Source organism: Leptospirales bacterium (assembly GCA_019694655.1).
In the GTDB taxonomy this organism is placed as follows: Bacteria; Spirochaetota; Leptospiria; order Leptospirales; family Leptonemataceae; genus SSF53.
The window spans coordinates 53892-70088 of the sequence record JAIBBN010000006.1; the positions used below are offsets into that span (position 1 = coordinate 53892).

The window sequence follows — 16197 nt, forward strand, 5'->3', positions numbered from 1 at the left end:
GCTCAAGCCAGGCGGACGACCATCATCGTGGCGTCATCATTTGCTTCAAAGCCATCACGAAAGCGATCCACGTCGTCAAAAATTGCCCGTATGATTCCATCCGGCGGCAGGGCGCCATTTTGACGGACGACCTCTATCAGCCGCTCCTCGCCATATTCGCCAAAGCGACGGTCGTTTGCTTCCGTAATGCCATCCGTATACAGCACCAGCAAATCGCCTGGCTCGTACTGGACCAGGCGTTCCAGATATTCCATGCCCTCGAAAATACCCAGAGGAGCGCCCTTCCCGCTCAGCACCTCGATTTCGCCCTGCCTGGGTCGATAGAGGTACTGTCGATTATGACCGGCGGATGCCATTCGGATTCGTCGATGCTCGCGCTCCACCTGCAGAAGCATACAGGTAACAAAGATTCCAATCTTGCTATTCCGATACAGCTCATCGTTGGCGCGAGCCAGCGTGGCCACCGGATCCAGATTGCGGGGAATCTGTCCGCCAATCAGCGTCTTGGAGTACTCCATGAACAGCGCAGCCGGAACGCCCTTGCCAGCCACATCCGCGATCAAGAGCGAAATACGATCCGGCGAATGATAAATCAAGTCATAGAAATCCCCGCCGACCTCGCGGCAGGCCTCGTAGCGAGTGGCTACCTCGTGGCCGCCAATGCGCGCCGGAATACGAGGCAATGAATTCCTCTGAATCTGCGCAGCTGTATCCAGATCCTTGCGATACATCTGAATTTCGAGGGCGCGCTCGCGAGAACGCATCCGCGAGCAAGCGTCGGCAATTTGAGCAGCGGCAGTGGAAAGTACTTTCAGCTCAAAGTAATCGAAGGGTTCGCCGTTGGTCTTGTCCGCGGCATTGAGCAGCCCGGCCAGGCGGCCCTCGACCTTGATCGGAACGCTGATAAAGGAGCGGGTCGAGTAAAGGCCAGCTCGATCAGAATGGATACGCAGTTCTTTTTCAACATCGCGCACCAGCAAGGGATCGCCAGTCTTCAAAACAATGCCGGCAATGCCAGTTTCCGGATCGATGCGAAAATCACGATCCTCTACGTTGAAGCCGCGAGTGCGCGCCAGACGCAGCCCCCTTTCGCCTTCCTCGCGAAAAAGCACCGACAGGCGCTCCACCCCCAGCACCCGACCGATCGCATCAAGCGTTGCCTGCAACAGCCCGTCCAGGCTATCCGCCTTCTGGGCGCTTTGCGAAATTTCGAATACGCAATTCAATTCGTTGACGCGCTCCTGGGTTTCGTCAAACAAGCGGCGATTTCGAATCGCCAATGCGGCCATATTGGACAGATAGTTCAGCAGTCGCAGGTCGCCGCCCGAAAAATCGCGCCGGTCTGCAGTATTCAGCGCTTCCAGCACGCCAATTACCTGCCCGTTGGCCACCATCGGAGTGGCCAGCAAATTGCGCGTTTGAAATCCGGTGGACTGATCAATGTCGCGCAAGATGCGCGAATCGGATTGAGCATCATTGATAACAAACGCCTGGCGTTCACGCACGCAGAGTCCGGCGACGCCCTGACTGACCGGGATGCGCCGGCGAGCAAGCACTGCTCCGCCCGCGCCTCGCGCGATGTCGAAAATTAGCTCTTCGCTTTCCGCGTCGTAGAGCAACAGCGAGGCTGCCTCCGCCTCCAGCAAGCCCTTGGCCGTGTCCATGATCGTGGTCAGCAATTCATGGAGATCCATTGAAGAATTAATCCGGACCGTAATCTCGTTGATCCGCTTCAATGTTAGAGTGCGCGAGGAGTCCATAGTGAGATCAGCGAATCGCCTTAAGAATTTCCATGGTCAGCTTGCTTTGATTCAAAGTGTAGAAGTGTATGCCGGGGACCCCCCGCTCCAACAATTGTCGGCACTGGCGGGTCGAATACTCCAGGCTCGTCTGAAAGACCTTCTCGCGATCCTCGCCGCAGGCCTCCAGGCGATGCACCAGATCTTCCGGAATACGACAGCCGGCCATCTGCGTGATCCGTGCGATCTGCTTGTAATTGCCTACCGGCATGATGCCGGGCAAGATTGGACAACGAATTCCCGCCGCTCTGGCTCGATCCAGAAATGAGAAGTAGAGCTCATTATCAAAGAAAAGTTGCGATACAAGAAAATCCGCTCCGGCGTCTGCTTTGCGCTTCAGATTTGCAAGGTCCGCCTCCGCCGAAGCCGCCTCGGGGTGCTTCTCAGGATAACAGCCGCCGGCCAGACAGAATTCCGGCCGCTCGCTTCGAATGAAAGCAATCAGCTCCGATCCATAACGGAAGCCGTCGACGGGCGGCGTATAGCCGGCCTGATCCTGTGGCCAATCCCCGCGCAGGGCGATGATGTTCTGAACCCCGGAGGTCGAGAGCTGGTCGAGCATTGCACGCACCTCGCCGCGCGAGGCGCCAATGCTGGTATAGTGCGCCATAGTTGTAATCCCATGGCGCTGCTGGATTTCCTCCACCCAGCGGACGGTGCGCTCCCGCGTGGAGCCGCCAGCGCCGTAGGTCACGGATACGAAATCCGGGCGCAGCTTGCCCAGTTCAGCGATGGATAAAAAAAGCTGCTCTTCGCCTGCTTCGTTCTTGGGCGGATAGAACTCAAAGGAAAAGACCGGCCGATGACCCGCACATTCGCCCAATATATTAGAGATTTTCTTCATTTAAGCTGCCAGCTCCACATTTCTGCGTCGGAACGCCCGCAATAAGCGCTTCCGGACAATGAAATTGTACCCGGATCGTTGAGTCCGTTCGAAAATGTATCTGATGCACCGCGCCGGACGCAGCCCCCGAACAGCTCTGGAACAGCTGCTCGATGACCCACTGTTCAATTTCGGCGCTATTGCGGTGACACTGGCTTCAATTCTCAGCCTGGCCTGGCCTATTCTGGCGAAGCTGAGCCTGGAATGGCAAAACTCGATGCGGGTCATCGACCGAGCCTTGTTGGGCCTCATTGCCCTGCACATGGTTCTGCAGCTGGTCGCACCTCGCGGCCGACGATATATTCGCGGTCTGCCCTTTCTGGCCGATATGCTGGTCTGCCTTCCGCTTTTTGCCTGGCTTGCCGGCCTGGCTCTCGAAACCGCCGGTCTGGTGAATAACACACAAATTGACGCGCTGGCCGGCATCCCCGGAATGCGTTTGCTCAGCGGTGTTCGCGTACTGCGGCTGCTCAACACAATTCCCTACTTCTATCTGCAGCGGCAGATGGGCCTTGCTGGCGATCGCGTCCTCCGCTCCGAACTCAAACAGCGGATCATGAACGGCGTCTCCGCGACGCTGGTTTTCCTGGTACTGATCATCGGCGTTCTCTTTGCCCAGGCCACGCGTGCGGCAACGCGCACGCAGCAAACCCTGCGCATCCAGCAGATTCAATTGCAGGCGGCAAACTACGGCGCGCTGCAGGCCAGACTGCTTTTTCAAAACTCTGTTCTATCGGTTCGCAGCGCCGCGGGCGGGGCCATCAATGTTGTTCACAACGACAACTGGCCGCCGGATCGGATTGGCGAGGAACTGCTCTACGGCCGCGATTACATTCAGCTCGACGGGCAGGCCAACGGGCTACGCCCGGGCGAATCCGTACAAATATTCCTCGCCGACCTGAGGCGGCGCGAAGATGCGCAGGAGCTTTTCGTAGTTGCAATGGGCTTCATCGCTGCTGCAGCGGTGCTGTTACTTCTGAACCGCTATCTGGATCGCCTGATACTGGCGCCCGCCGAGCGCGCGGTACGCGTAAGTCAGTTGAGGCTTAAGGGCGAGGAGATCGAGCGCAGCGGAATTTCACAAGAGCCCTTCACCGAGCTTACGCTCTTGATCAACAGCTACGATCTACTCTACCAGAAAATGCGGGCGCCCGCGCGAAAGCTGCTTACGCATTCCACTGCAATCGACAACTTGCCTGAATCACCCGCCGAGTAGGGCCAGCACCAGGCCCTCGCCCTTTTTCAATTCGCCCAGGCTGCGGGCCACAACCGCGCCTGCTTTGCCGCCGGCCTGGTCCAGTTTCTCCGCCGCACCGCTGTGGATCGAAGAGCACAGCAGGTCGCCAGGCGCAACGGGACGCTTCTCGGCATGTACGCGAATTCTGGCTATGCCCGCGACAGCCACATAGAGTCGACCCTGGCTTTCGCCTTCCGACTGTGCATTCAAGACGATGGCCGGATTTTCAACTATCACGCCAAATATTTGTGAACTCTGGGCATCGCGAGATTTCCGCAGCCGATAGTCAGCGCCCTGCGCTTCGATGGCTACCAGGTCGCCAGGACCCAGTACGTCCTTTTCTTCCACTCGCGCCAGCAATGCCACAACACTATCGACGCCGCTGAACCGGGCGCCGCCCTCAACCGCAACCAGGCCTCGCGCCAGCAATGCCAGCTCGCCGCCCTTTACGCCGCGCTCTGGCAAATCGCCGCCAGCAATCAGTGCGTAGTCGCGATCGCTTGCAAATCTTCCGCCGGCGCCCTCGCGGGAAGCGCCGACCACTCCGGCGCCGTCGGCCCCAAGACCCAGGCCCACCACTCCCGCTTCTTTTCCGGCGCCCAGGACGCCTTCCCGTTGGCCTTCGCCGGTCAACCCGGCGCCCTCGCCGCTATTGACGCCAGCAATTGGCGCGTGGGCCAGAGGCGCGGCTTGCACTGCTTTGAATGCCACGCCCGTAGAGCTCGTGAGGCGAATCAAGCCCTGATGGCTGTCAAAATCATGGGCCTTCGGCGCGTAGTCATGGTGGTGTTCCAGGGGCATCCGGGCGTCGGACAATCTGGGATCGTCAGCTTGAACGGCGCGGCCCTGCAACGCGCTGCCGCTTGCCGCCAGTTCTACTATTCCGGCGCGCTCCTCAGTTGCGCGGCGCAATCTGGAATCCGAACCCTGTACTACGACGCCTTCGCGCTCCTCTCCGTCTCTGGCCAGCTCGACAATGCCGCGGGTTTCCGTGGTAGACGGTTGCAGTCGCGGATCGTTGGCCTGCACCGCCGCTTCGGCGGCGTTTTCGCCAGATCGAGCAAAGCGCATAATGCCGGCCTGTTCCACTGTAGCACGGCGCAATCGATGATCATTTCCCTGCACTGCGGCGTTTGGCGCATCTTCGCCGATTTCGGCGAGGCGCACGATGCCCGGCGCTTTGGTGGATGCCAGTCGCAGGCGAGAATCGGAGCCCTGCACGACGACCCCCGGTCTATTTTCGCTATCGGCTGCAAGTTCTACAAGACCAGGCTGTTCCTCTGTAGCAACGCGCAAACGCGCATCATTGCTCTGCACGGCGTGACCGCCGCGTACTTCTCCGTCTCGCGCCAGCCTTACGATTCCGGGCAGGTCTTCCGTGGCATATTTCAGACGGCGATCGCTGCCCTGCACCGCAACGCCGCTGCGGTCTTCGCCATCCGATGCCAGCTCAACGATTCCGGTACTCTCCGTACTCGCCTCGCGTAGCCGGCGGTCAGACCCCTGAACTACAACGCCTTCGCGCACTTCTCCGTCCACTGCGAGGCGAACCATTCCGGAGCGCAGTACAGAGGCATGGTGGATTGGCTCTGAATATGCTCGGCCCGGACTTTCGAGAGCGTCCGGCGAGGCGTAAAACTCAACCTCGATAATTTGCGAGACGAATTTACCCTCGCGAGTGCGTGCGCCTTCGGCTATGCTGAGGCGAACATAGCGCATATTGGTTGGCAGGAAGCGCCAGCGATACCAGACAGCAGCCTCCGAGAGGAAACCGTTTTCTTCAATCAAATGGTGCCAGGCGATGTTGTCCTCGCTGTATGAAAAACTGAATACTTCAGGGAAAAATGTATCGGCATCATCTTTCGAAAGCAATCTGATTTCGGTCAGGCGGTTGATGGCGCCAAGATCGAAGAGCAGCGTCTCCTCTTCGCGTTTTGCGCGGAGACTGCTGGACCATCCGTACTCCGGTCTCAGATCAATGAGATTTTCTTTCACCCAGAGTCGATCCAGTTCGCTGGAAGCCTGTATTTCGACAATGCCGGATATGCTCAGCCGGAACTCGCCGAAGGCGGCCAGATATTTCCCGGTTCGATTCGCTCTGCCGCACAGGAATAAGAACTTGAGATGGCGCGCCGTAATCAGCGGAAAATGCCAGACAGCTGCTTTGCCGCTGATCAAGCGATAGTCTGCCTCCTGGAGAATTGGTTCCCACACGCGACCGTCGTTTGAAATTTCAAATCGAAACGTATTTGGGAAAAAATCGAGAAGCTCGCTATCAGCTTCGATGGAAATAGAATTGAAAGCCTCAATAGAATCGAAGCTGGCAATGCAGGCGGCAAGACCCGGCGTATCCAATTCCTCTGATCGCCAGCGCAAGATTCGACCAGCGTTTGCCTTGCTTTCGCCCGGCGCGGACCAGCTCTGAATAGGCAGAACGCGAGGGTGAGAGATTCGGACCAGCTCACTCACTCAGTCTACGCTCCGCTCTTGCCAGTAGTCCTTGCGCGTTTGCATAGCGCCGGTCAACACTGGCTCGAAAAAAATCCGCCCTGCACAGCGTTCCAGCAGAATCTTCAACTGCCCCGGAAGATCATCAGCAAACACCAGCAATCCCTCTCGTTCGCCCAGAAATGCGTTGCGAATGAGCGCCATGCTCCCGGCCGAGATTTTGCTGGCGAGCATAGTTTCCAGATGGGTCCAGGAGCCCGTCCTGGGATTGTCCGCGCGATACAAAATGGATTCAAGATTCGTCGCACTGGGCGGCAGTCCGGCAAGTTCGCATTCGTTGCGCGCCTGTTGCAGCGCAGCAGCGCCAAAGCGACGACCAAGATGGTCCACCCGACTCTGCTCGCCGCCAGCGCCGCCGGATGGATGATGATTGATAGATATCTGGATCTGGTTGTACGGCGGGGCGCCAGCAAACACCGGCGAGGGCGCCGCCCCGCCCCGCCGGGGATCGGCGGCATGCTCCGCTGAGGGCGGCCGTGGAGCCCCCGAGGGGGGCGTTGACTCGCCACGCTGGAACTGGTCAAAGCGAAAACTGTAGTGTGTGGTTCGACGTCCGTTGCCAGTCGTGATGCTGAGCAGGCCCAATTCCACCAGCTCCTGACGCGCTTTTCGTAAGGTCGATTTCTGCTTAAATCCTGTCAGTTCAAGAAGTCTCCGCCCGCCCGGGAAGACGCTCTTGTAGCTGCGGTCTGAAAATCGCAGCAAAACGGGATAGAGCGTTCTGGCGGCGCTCGACATCCGTGCCCACAGCCCGCTTTCAATAATTGCAGCTACAAATTTAAAGTACGGCAGTTCATCGCCAGCCATAACAATTCCCCCGGCATTCGGAGGGCAATTCCAGGTTGACAGAAGAAATGCTTGTTTTTAGACTCTTGTTGGATCAACATTTCCCTGTGGAAGCCCCGCCCCCGGTTGCCGCCGGGGGCTTTTTTTGCCTGGTTTCGATCAGTTTGATTTGAATCGACCCCGGCTATGACCGGGGCTGTCGGAGGGCGTTGTAGCTGAGCTTGCCGGCTCAGGCGCTTCCATGTTGGACTAAGCCAAGAGGAAACGCAACAGCGCCCCTCTTCTTGTCCCGGATATCCAGATTATGTCTCCTGAGCTTTCCGGGTCAACGCTTTTTGGAAGCGCGCCTGCAGTTCGGCCAGTTCAAAATAAATTCAGGCATATCAATATTTGATTCTAGGGGCGCGCCGCGCCGCCCAGTAATTCGGCCCAGGATTTCTTGAGCCTGTCGCGCAAACGACGGGCCTCATCGCTGGAGCGACATATCACCAGGAGCTCGTTTTCGCGCAGTTCGACTCGCGGAGCAACGATAGCGTCGACCGCCTGGCTCGCCTTTGGTTTTCCAGTCGCGGGACTGGCTTTGCCCTGGGCAGCCCCCCCCTCCCCCGTTGCGGGAGCTGGCTGCAGAAACTCCCGAGCGTCCCGTACCGTCTTGATTGCGCCGCTGCGATAGGCCGCGAGGAACTCTGGAAGCTGCTGCTTGCGGTAGGCCTGGACGGCCTGGATCAGCAGGTTGCGACTATCAATGCCTGCGCCTACGCATTGCTCCAGGCTTTCCGTCGGCAGCTGCGCGATGCCAAGAATTTCGGTTACATAGTTGCGCGACTTGCCAACCAGTTCGGCCAGGCTTTGATCGGAAAGGTCTTCCTGCTTCTTGAGCCGAAGCAGCGCTTGGGCCTCTTCGCCGGGACTCAGGTTTTCCCGCTGCAAATTCTCGACGATGGCAATTCGCCAGTAGTCGCGTTCTTCGCGCGAGATGATCCGGCACTCCGCCTCCTGTCTGCCCAGCTTCTTCAAGGCGTGGTAGCGTCGTTCTCCGGCGATGATGCGAAAACCTTCTCCGTCGCGCGTCACGACCAGCGGTGAGAGCAAACCCTCGCGCTTGATGCTCTCCGCCAGTTCGTCAATGTTGATCGTTCGCTGCTGGCGCGGCTGCTCGCTGGAGGGGCGCAGGCGATTGAGCTTAACCGACTGGATGACGCCATCCAGGGTCTCGCGGCGGTAAATATCAGTCAGCGCCCCAAGGCGTTTAGTCTTTGAGTTCATGAAGCAGCTCCGCTATGAAAGAGTCGTACTCCTGGGCCTGTTTGGAATCCGGCGCATAGTCAAAGATTGATTGGCGTGCGACATGACTTTCCCCCACCGCCACGCCCTCGCTGATGGCGGCGTCAAAAACCGTGAAATACTGGGAGAGTACCGGCAGGATCGTCTTGTTCAATACGGTCTTGGGTTTGAGTTGTGTGACCAGCGCGCCGGCCACCTGGAGCTCGGGGTTGATTCGCCGCTTGATGGAATTGATGGTGCCTTGCAAACCGGTCATGCCATCGACGGAGAATTTTTCAGCCTGTGCAGGAATGACCACATGCGTGGCGGCGCTGAGCGCATTGATCGTAAAAATGGAAAGTGAAGGCGGGCAGTCGATAACGACCATCTCAAAGCCCTTAAGAGTCTGCAGGGCGTCGCGGACAACGTAGGGCGCATCAACATTCAACGCAAAACTCTCCACCTCGGCCAGGGTAATGCGCGAGGGCGCGAGGCTGAGATTTGGGCGTCCGGTTTCGACAATGACCTCCGCCAGCGGAGTCTGGCTGTTGAACACATCGTACATTGATTTTTCCAGGCTGTCAGGGGGGAGAAAAATTCCCGTACTGTTTGCCTGGGGGTCGAGGTCCATCAACAGGGTTGGAATATTGCGACGCGCCAGTCCGAAGGCCAGGTTCAGGGCGGTCGTAGTCTTGCCTTCGCCTCCCTTCTGGTTTGCTACCGCGATTATGTAGGTCTTTTTCATTGGGCCCAGGAATGTGACATAATATAGGAAGCCATCGCTGTCAAATTCTTCTTGGGCGTAGCGGTGGATTGTTTCTTCTTGCGGATGTCGGATATCCGACGTCAAGCCCTGGAAGCTCGCTGGTTCAGCAGTGGTCGGACGTCCGACATGAGTCTAGAGTTTTTTTGCTGCCGCTCCATTTTGCTGCAGCGCGATGTCGAAGATACAATGGAAATCCAGCAATGTCGGCCTGGTTTGAGAAGTATATTGAGCTGGCCTCTGCCGGCGCCGCAAACCCGGGCGGCGCTCTGCGCGCCCTGGGGCACGCCGGCGCCGCCATGCTATTCCAGCGCCAGGGGAGTTCCTTTGTTGTCCTGGCCCGGTACGGGTATGGCGATGCAAGCTGGTCCTATGAATTCCTGACGAAGCAGCCGCAGGCAATAGCGCCGGCCTTCCGCGGCGGCGCCGCTACTATTCGAGTTGGCGGGCTGCGCCATCCCGGCCTGCAACTCTGGGCGGCCATCGACCAGGTTGACTCGCCGCAATGGCTGCTGCTTGTAGAGGCGCCGCCTGAGATCGAGGATGTTGCCCTTGCCCTTCGGCCGGGCCTCGCTATGGAAATCGGGGCCCGGCATTCGCCCCGCCCGCCGCGGGAATCCGGACCCGTAGAGTTGCCGCTGTGGCTGAGCGAGCAGCTGCCGGATGCCGCTCGGCTGCCGGGTCCGCTTCTAATCTGCGCCGAGCCGGGCGCCGGCAAAGAGGAGTTCGTTCATGCGCTCATTCGGGAGCGACTCGGTCAGGCCCCCGGCGTGATCTTCTTCCATCCCGGACGGCTTTCAGAAGCGGTGCAGTTGCGGGAGCTTTTCGGGGATCCCGCCGGGGCCCGCCTGGGCGCCGATACGCCGGCGACTCCAATTGTACAGCGCGCAGACGGCGCCATTGTCATTCAAGAGGCCGCTGACCTGGCGCCCCACAGCCAGCTTCGGATTCTCGGCCATTTTGCCAGCGCGCCGACTGAGCGCTTGTGGGTATTCGAAACCTCCCGCGACCTGGAGCAGCTTGTCCGGGCAGAGCGATTCCTGGCCGGTCTATACCAGGACCTGCGTCCCGGAATGATCCGCCTGCCAGCCATGAATGCGGTGCGGGAGCGCATCCCCGATGAGGCGCAGCGTTTGCTGTCCGGGTTTCGGCGTACCTATCGGCGAGAGATACAGCTGGCTGACGGGGCGCTGGAAGCGTTGAAGAAGCACAGCTGGCGAGGCAACTGGCGGGAACTGAAGAACAGCCTGGAGTCAGCGTTTCTTATGTGCAGCGGCGCGACAATTGAAGCCCCCGATTTACGGCTTGGTCTGTGGTCCAGTCCGGAGGATTGGGATGACCTCAACTTGCGGCGGCGGCAGCAGGAATTGGAGCGAGCCCTGATCTTGCGAGCCTATGGCTTGCATGGCGGTAACCAGGTCCAGATGGCCCGCGCTCTTGGGATCTCGCGCGGCTCCTTGCAGTACAAGCTGGACAAGTACCGGCTGAATTGAGGCAAAAATGTTCGAGGGAAGTTCGGAGCAGGATTCAGAGCGCAGCACCCGGGGCGGCTATTTGATCAAGATCAAACCCTCGAGGAAGAGCTGCATAGTTTACGCAGACGGAACGCCCGAGAAGGCGGGAAGCGGGGCAGGGCAGAGTATCGAACAGCCTATCCCCTTTGTGGCCTTTATCGGCCCAAATTTTCAACCAACGCTCCCGGCGGGCAAAATCGATCTGGCTGAATGCCGCCGGGGACGGCTGGCAATCCCTTACCGCATAGCTGGCCGCCCGGACCTGCGCGCACTTTCCATAACCTGCAATTCGAGATCTGACCAATTCCCGGTGCAGGTGCAACAGTATCCGACCGTCCGCCAGTTTCTGGGGCGGGAAGGGGAGGGGCATCCTTACCGCTATATTGTAGTCGATCCCGACCTGCCGCGGCTCGACCTGGTTACGCTGAAGGTCAAAAATCCTGAAGCCCGCATTCTAATTCTCAAGGCCGAAGAACGCCCCGCTCCCCAGGTGGCAGCAGAGATTGACCAGCATAAAGTTCGGGCCACGGATCTCGTAAGCAGCGGCAACGCCGCTGGCGAACTCACCGCCAATCCGGTTTTCAATGCTCGAGTCCATCTGCGCAATCTGCATCTGGCAAAGGTGCGGCAGCTCCTGATGGAATCTGTCATGAGTGTACAGGAGCTAGAATTCATCCGTACTTTCCTGGCGATCATGATTCGAAACGATCAGGGAAAAGCAGAGCTCGCAAGCGTCGGAGAGGAGCTGCGTGCGCTGGATGAGCTTTATCGACTTGCCGGATTGGTTCTGAATGCCGACGGCGACTCCCTTTCCGAGGTGCTCGATGGGCCACTGCGGGACCAGGTCCGCAGCAGCCTTCTGGACTTTGTCGCCGCCCGTCGTCGCAAAGCTACGGACAAGGAGGAAGAGTTGCAGCTATGGGAGTGGGAATATCGGCTCAAGTCTGCCTAGCTATACATATGAATAGTTATTTGTGCCTCAAAAAAGGGCTAAAGAGGCTTGACTTCGATCCGATATGCCTCAAATTTAAGCAGTTCATGCGCCTCCGGCTCACAATTGCCCTTCTTGTTGGCATCTCCGCAACTGCGGGGTTGGCCGCGGCATCCTCTGAGCCGGGCAAAGCCGAAATCTATCTGGTGGGGAAAGATCTCCAAACTCAAGCACAGCTTTCTGCAACACTGGTCAAACTACCGCTTGAGGTCCGCCAATCACAAGCCTCTGGTCAGGCTGCGGAGGCCCCCCCGGCCATCCCAGGCTTGGAACGGGCTGTTCTGAATGACAGCCATCAAGTGGCGATAGGCGCATCTTGCTCGCGCATAGCAAATACGGCCTACCCGTCGCAGTCGATCAGGGCCTGCTATCTCCAGTCGGGAAGGGCGTTTGAGGCGTCTCAAATGCTATCAGCCCCATCCCAGGGCATCGCTGTCCCCACCGAACCCGAGTACTCGGCGCTTGACGGGGCTGGAGGGCCGTACTCCCCGCAGAAAGCGGATCAGGCGTCCCTCCTCGACCTGCAAGTAACTGCCTTCAACTATATTCCAGCTTCTGGTATTGCATCTGGGCAGCAGCGGGCGGAGAGCTCGGCAATACGATTCGACCCAGGATCGTCGCCAGCAGGATCGGTGGCAGCCGTTGCGTTGAATGCGGCCGAGCCACTGCTTGCCATTCCCGGCCACAGTCGCAGGACGGCAGGCCTTCCGCATCAAGCGGGCAACAACCGCAGCGCTGCCATCTGGACCAGGCCATTATGGCCGCGTCGCCACGCTTTGAGCGCAGGCTCGCCGCTGTGGCGCCGTTCGACGGTCCAAAACACCCTCTAGAAAGCGCTACGTTTCGTTAGCCACCGGCCGTCGGTTCGAAAATATGGTCAGACTTGAACCCGAAGGGCAGGGCGGAGATTCAGCATGTCTCGAACAAAACCTGGAATCGGCAAATTACTTGGTGCGATGCGCAAGCTTGTCGCGGAAGTAAATGATCAGGAAATCTGCCGCAAACTTGAAATCCTCATGAATTCCGAAAAGGAAGACCTGCCCGCGCAGCTTGCCAAGAAGATGATTGATGATCCTGGCAATTTCGATGCACGGCAGGCGCCTGAACCCTATACACAGTACGTGAAGCACTACCTCTATATGGTGAAACGGGAACGGCGCGATAGAGAAAATGGACGCGCACTTGAGTCAAAGGCCCGCCAGACCAAGAGCTTACGCCGAACTCCAAAGCAGCAATCAAGCAGGCGACAATCCGATCCGACCAAGGCGCCGGCTCGCAGCTCACAAACTTCAGCGGCAAAAACCAGAAAGCCTGGCTCTATCGCAGAGCAGGCGCCAGGCGACTCCCATCCGCCCGAAGAGCGGAACTGAGTTGAACCTTTAGCCTCCGGCTCAGAAGGCTGACCGCTCCCCACAAGGTGATCAGCCAAAACCAAAGCTCAAATACCTCGACAGAAGACCGCCCGCTGGCTGGCATTAAAGTCAGCTCAGCGTCTATCGCCTCCGCGCCTGTATGCCTATTTTCAGGCATTAACTGCAAGCGCTGAAAATCAAGTGCCCATTTTCAAGCGCATGACCCGAGCAGCTGCCGTCCCGGCGGCAAATGAGAAGCGAGTATCAAATTCTGGCAGTTGCTGCCCTTGCACCGGCAATTACCGGCAACGTCGCCGAAAAATCGGCGGAGATAATCTCGCCCATGGCGCCACCAGCCGGGCATTTATGCTGACCGCGCTGGGGATATCAAGCTGTAACATCCTGAAGAAGGGCAGGGGTCTGGGCAAGGATGCGAGTATCCCTGAAAGGCAGGAATTGCCAGCCAGGCGCACACCCCGCGCCGCTGGGAAACAAGTCGCCGCCTCTGCCCCGATGCGCCTTCGCAGGGTCACCCGCAGCAAAAGCTTGCCGGGAACACGCAGTAAAGAGCAGGAAGCACGGCAGGCAAGGCATTTGCCAGCCCGCCGGCGCCCGCAGCCAGGCAGCCGGACACGCTGGCAAAAATCTAAATTGAGATAAAAAGCAGGCTTGTCTGACGTCCGGCGGCCTGCCGAATTGACGGGGCCGGATGACGCAAGCCTCTCAAAGCAAGACAATCTGTCATGCGCATGTCGGACAGAATGGGCATGACAGGCCGGCATACGCCTGTCTGGCTCGCTCAGATTAAGTGAGTAAAAAAAAGCAGATAAACCATGGCGGAAGTAATCAAACTACGGGTGCAATGCCACGCGTGTGGCTATTCAATCGAGGGTTCTGCCAAGTACGGGCCAGGACACTACGTGCCGGAAGGCGTTCCGTTCGAGTTTACGGCAATTGGCAAGCAAGTATCCGAGAAGGGCCGCAGAGTGAAGGCGGAGGCTGTATGCGTATGCCCGAAGTGTAGCGTCAGAAACAAGTATATTATCTGATTAAAGTACGGCAGTTATGGCCTTTACGGACCCATTCTTTATCCTTGGAATAGCGGGCGCCTTTTTTCTTTATTGGCTGCTGCAGGCGATTGCCACGGAGAGTGCGCGTAACAGAGTCCGAATTGCCAGCCTTTTGGTTGGTTCGCTGGCTCTGTTTCTGGCGACGGGGCCAGTGAGCTGGTTGCTGCTGGTAGGTTTGAGCTCGGCGTCCTATTTTTTGGCCGATGCAATCTGGTCGAAGCGGTGGTTGATTGCGCCAATCTTTTTTGTACCCTTGATTCTGGCCAAGCTTTCGGGGGAGATCCGGTGGTGGGGGCTGGCCTACTTTGCAGCATTGCCTGGAGTCTCTTTCTATAGTTTCCAGAATTGGGCTTATATTGTGGATCGGGGGCGAGGGCAGGTCGAACGGGCAAGAAGCCTGTATGAATATCTGGCATTCATAAGCTTCTCGCCTCAACTTGTTGCTGGACCAATTGTCGTGTTCGGGCAAGTTGGGGAGCAAATTAGATCCAGGAAATGGATTAATAGTAAGCAGATTTCGGGAGCAATATGCTTACTATTAATCGGATATGCGCAAAAGGCGCTACTTGCGGACCGTCTTGCGCAGATGGTGGATCCGTGTTTTTCATTGGTTCGGAGCTGCTCTTCGTCAATGGTATGGCTCGCTGCTCTTGCCTACGCTTTGCAGATTTACCTGGATTTCAGCGCTTATTCTATGATAGCGATAGGGCTTGGCCGACTTTTCGGGTTAAGACTTCCTGAGAATTTTGATCATCCGTATCATGCCTCCGGTGTCAGAGAGTTCTGGAGACGGTGGCATATGACGCTGTCGACCTGGTTGCGAGATTACGTATATATCCCGCTGGGAGGAAGCAGGAACGGTCAGGTTCGGGCCTTTCTGGCCGTACTCTTAACCATGGCCCTGGGGGGCCTGTGGCATGGAGGTAGGCCTGGATTTTTGATTTGGGGCTGCGTCCACGGAATAATGATTGGTATTGAGCAGAAAATTAGGCCAGATCTTTGGAGATTTCGCTTTTTTCGAATTATATGGCGGATATTGAGCATTTTGTTTCTGATCTTCTCCTGGCTCCCGTTTCGCATAGGGGTGCAATCCGATGGAAGTAGCACACTGGAAGCCCTTGCTCTTGCATTAAAATCTCTGGTCGTACCTGCTGCAGGAAAACTGGCCCCTGCAGCTTCTGATGTGGGAACGCTGGGTTTGATGGTTCTTCTCGTCGCGCTTGGTCCCTGGCTGGTGGACTTTTGGAAGCGTAGCTTACAAAGGCTGGTCCCAGGCCTCCTGGTTGGTCTGTCTGCTGCAGCCGCACTGTTACTGGTTTTCAGTGCCAGGGATGCGGCGCCCTTCCTCTACTTCGTATTTTGAGCTGCTTTTCTTCAATAATAAGATGGGTTGCCTGGCTAAATGCAGCAAGGGTTCAACACTCATAACTCCGGCCATCCGTACCCGGCCTGAACGATATTGGTTTTCTATCCCAGGAAATTGCTTGCCGGCGCGGAGCTTAGATTAATTCTAAATTCAGAACAATTCATTCTGCCCGTCATTGCATCGGGCAAGGAGAAGGAAATGGCATCCCTGAAAGGTACCAAAACGCACGACAATCTGAAGCAGGCCTTTGCCGGCGAATCGCAGGCAAACCGCCGCTATCTGTATTTTGCAAAACAAGCCGATATCGAAGGTCTTCCGGAAATCGCCGGATTGTTCCGCGATACAGCCGAAGGAGAAACCGGACACGCACACGGTCATCTTGAATACCTCAAGCAAGTAGGCGATCCGGCGACCGATTTGCCAATTGGCGACACGGCTCAGAATCTCAAGGCGGCCATTGCCGGCGAGACCCACGAGTATACCGACATGTATCCCGGAATGGCAAAAACCGCCCGCGACGAGGGCTTCAAGGAAATTGCCGACTGGTTTGAAGTGCTTGCCAAGGCTGAAAAGTCGCACGCCGGCAAGTTCGACGCAGGCCTTAAGTCGCTGTAATTGAACGAAATCTGGCATCTCGCGCCGGGGATTCAGTCCCCGGCATTTTG

Annotated in this window: 14 protein-coding genes; 8 read left to right on the forward strand and 6 right to left on the reverse strand. The window is 57.6% G+C overall.

The genetic code is table 11. The features are described from left to right. Positions 1-2: 2 nt before the first annotated feature. Together K1X75_10685 and metF are read right to left on the reverse strand one after the other, a co-directional pair. Positions 3-1694 (reverse strand): SpoIIE family protein phosphatase, encoded by a 1692-nt coding sequence (locus K1X75_10685; GenBank protein MBX7058520.1) that lies wholly within the window; start codon positions 1692-1694, stop codon positions 3-5. A 73-nt stretch (positions 1695-1767) separates the two neighbouring features. Continuing rightward, positions 1768-2643 carry a methylenetetrahydrofolate reductase [NAD(P)H] gene (gene metF / locus K1X75_10690; protein ID MBX7058521.1) on the reverse strand — a complete coding sequence of 292 codons (876 nt, stop codon included), beginning with the start codon at positions 2641-2643 and terminating at the stop codon, positions 1768-1770. A gap of 94 nt (positions 2644-2737) precedes the next feature. On the opposite strand from metF, the gene K1X75_10695 reads away from it, so the two are divergent. Next, complete coding sequence (locus K1X75_10695) at positions 2738-3898, forward strand: ion transporter (protein MBX7058522.1); 1161 nt, start codon at positions 2738-2740, stop codon at positions 3896-3898. On the opposite strand, the gene K1X75_10700 is transcribed toward K1X75_10695, so the two are convergent. From K1X75_10700 to K1X75_10715, 4 genes are all read right to left on the reverse strand, one after another. Beyond that, positions 3884-6388 carry a discoidin domain-containing protein gene (locus K1X75_10700; GenBank protein MBX7058523.1) on the reverse strand — a complete coding sequence of 835 codons (2505 nt, stop codon included), beginning with the start codon at positions 6386-6388 and terminating at the stop codon, positions 3884-3886. The genes K1X75_10695 and K1X75_10700 overlap by 15 nt on opposite strands. Then, a complete protein-coding gene (locus tag K1X75_10705) occupies positions 6389-7234 on the reverse strand; it encodes a helix-turn-helix domain-containing protein (GenBank protein MBX7058524.1) in 846 nt (281 codons plus the stop codon). Between the two features lie 375 nt (positions 7235-7609). Beyond that, the gene (locus tag K1X75_10710; GenBank protein MBX7058525.1) at positions 7610-8479 is read right to left on the reverse strand and encodes a ParB/RepB/Spo0J family partition protein; all 870 of its coding nucleotides are present in this window, start codon (positions 8477-8479) and stop codon (positions 7610-7612) included. Beyond that, on the reverse strand, positions 8463-9221 hold the full coding sequence (locus K1X75_10715) for an AAA family ATPase (protein ID MBX7058526.1): 759 nt from the start codon (positions 9219-9221) through the stop codon (positions 8463-8465). Before K1X75_10715 ends, K1X75_10710 begins: the two co-directional genes overlap by 17 nt. A 221-nt stretch (positions 9222-9442) precedes the next feature. Here K1X75_10715 and K1X75_10720 point away from each other — a divergent pair, with 221 nt between their 5' ends. The 7 genes from K1X75_10720 (at position 9443) to K1X75_10750 (ending at position 16147) form a co-directional block, all read left to right on the forward strand. Then, positions 9443-10732, forward strand: coding sequence for a sigma 54-interacting transcriptional regulator (locus tag K1X75_10720; protein ID MBX7058527.1), 1290 nt, complete (start codon positions 9443-9445; stop codon positions 10730-10732). A 7-nt stretch (positions 10733-10739) separates the two neighbouring features. Continuing rightward, positions 10740-11705, forward strand: coding sequence for a hypothetical protein (locus K1X75_10725; GenBank protein MBX7058528.1), 966 nt, complete (start codon positions 10740-10742; stop codon positions 11703-11705). A gap of 8 nt (positions 11706-11713) precedes the next feature. Then, positions 11714-12574, forward strand: a complete 861-nt coding sequence (locus K1X75_10730; protein ID MBX7058529.1) for a hypothetical protein — start codon at positions 11714-11716, stop codon at positions 12572-12574. A gap of 186 nt (positions 12575-12760) precedes the next feature. Beyond that, positions 12761-13114, forward strand: coding sequence for a hypothetical protein (locus K1X75_10735; GenBank protein MBX7058530.1), 354 nt, complete (start codon positions 12761-12763; stop codon positions 13112-13114). 815 nt (positions 13115-13929) lie between these two features. Next, on the forward strand, positions 13930-14145 hold the full coding sequence (locus K1X75_10740) for a hypothetical protein (GenBank protein ID MBX7058531.1): 216 nt from the start codon (positions 13930-13932) through the stop codon (positions 14143-14145). 16 nt (positions 14146-14161) lie between these two features. After that, on the forward strand, positions 14162-15529 hold the full coding sequence (locus tag K1X75_10745) for a hypothetical protein (GenBank protein ID MBX7058532.1): 1368 nt from the start codon (positions 14162-14164) through the stop codon (positions 15527-15529). Positions 15530-15646: 117 nt separating this feature from the next. Then, the gene (locus K1X75_10750) at positions 15647-16147 is read left to right on the forward strand and encodes a rubrerythrin family protein (protein MBX7058533.1); all 501 of its coding nucleotides are present in this window, start codon (positions 15647-15649) and stop codon (positions 16145-16147) included. The last annotated feature ends 50 nt before the right edge of the window (positions 16148-16197 follow it).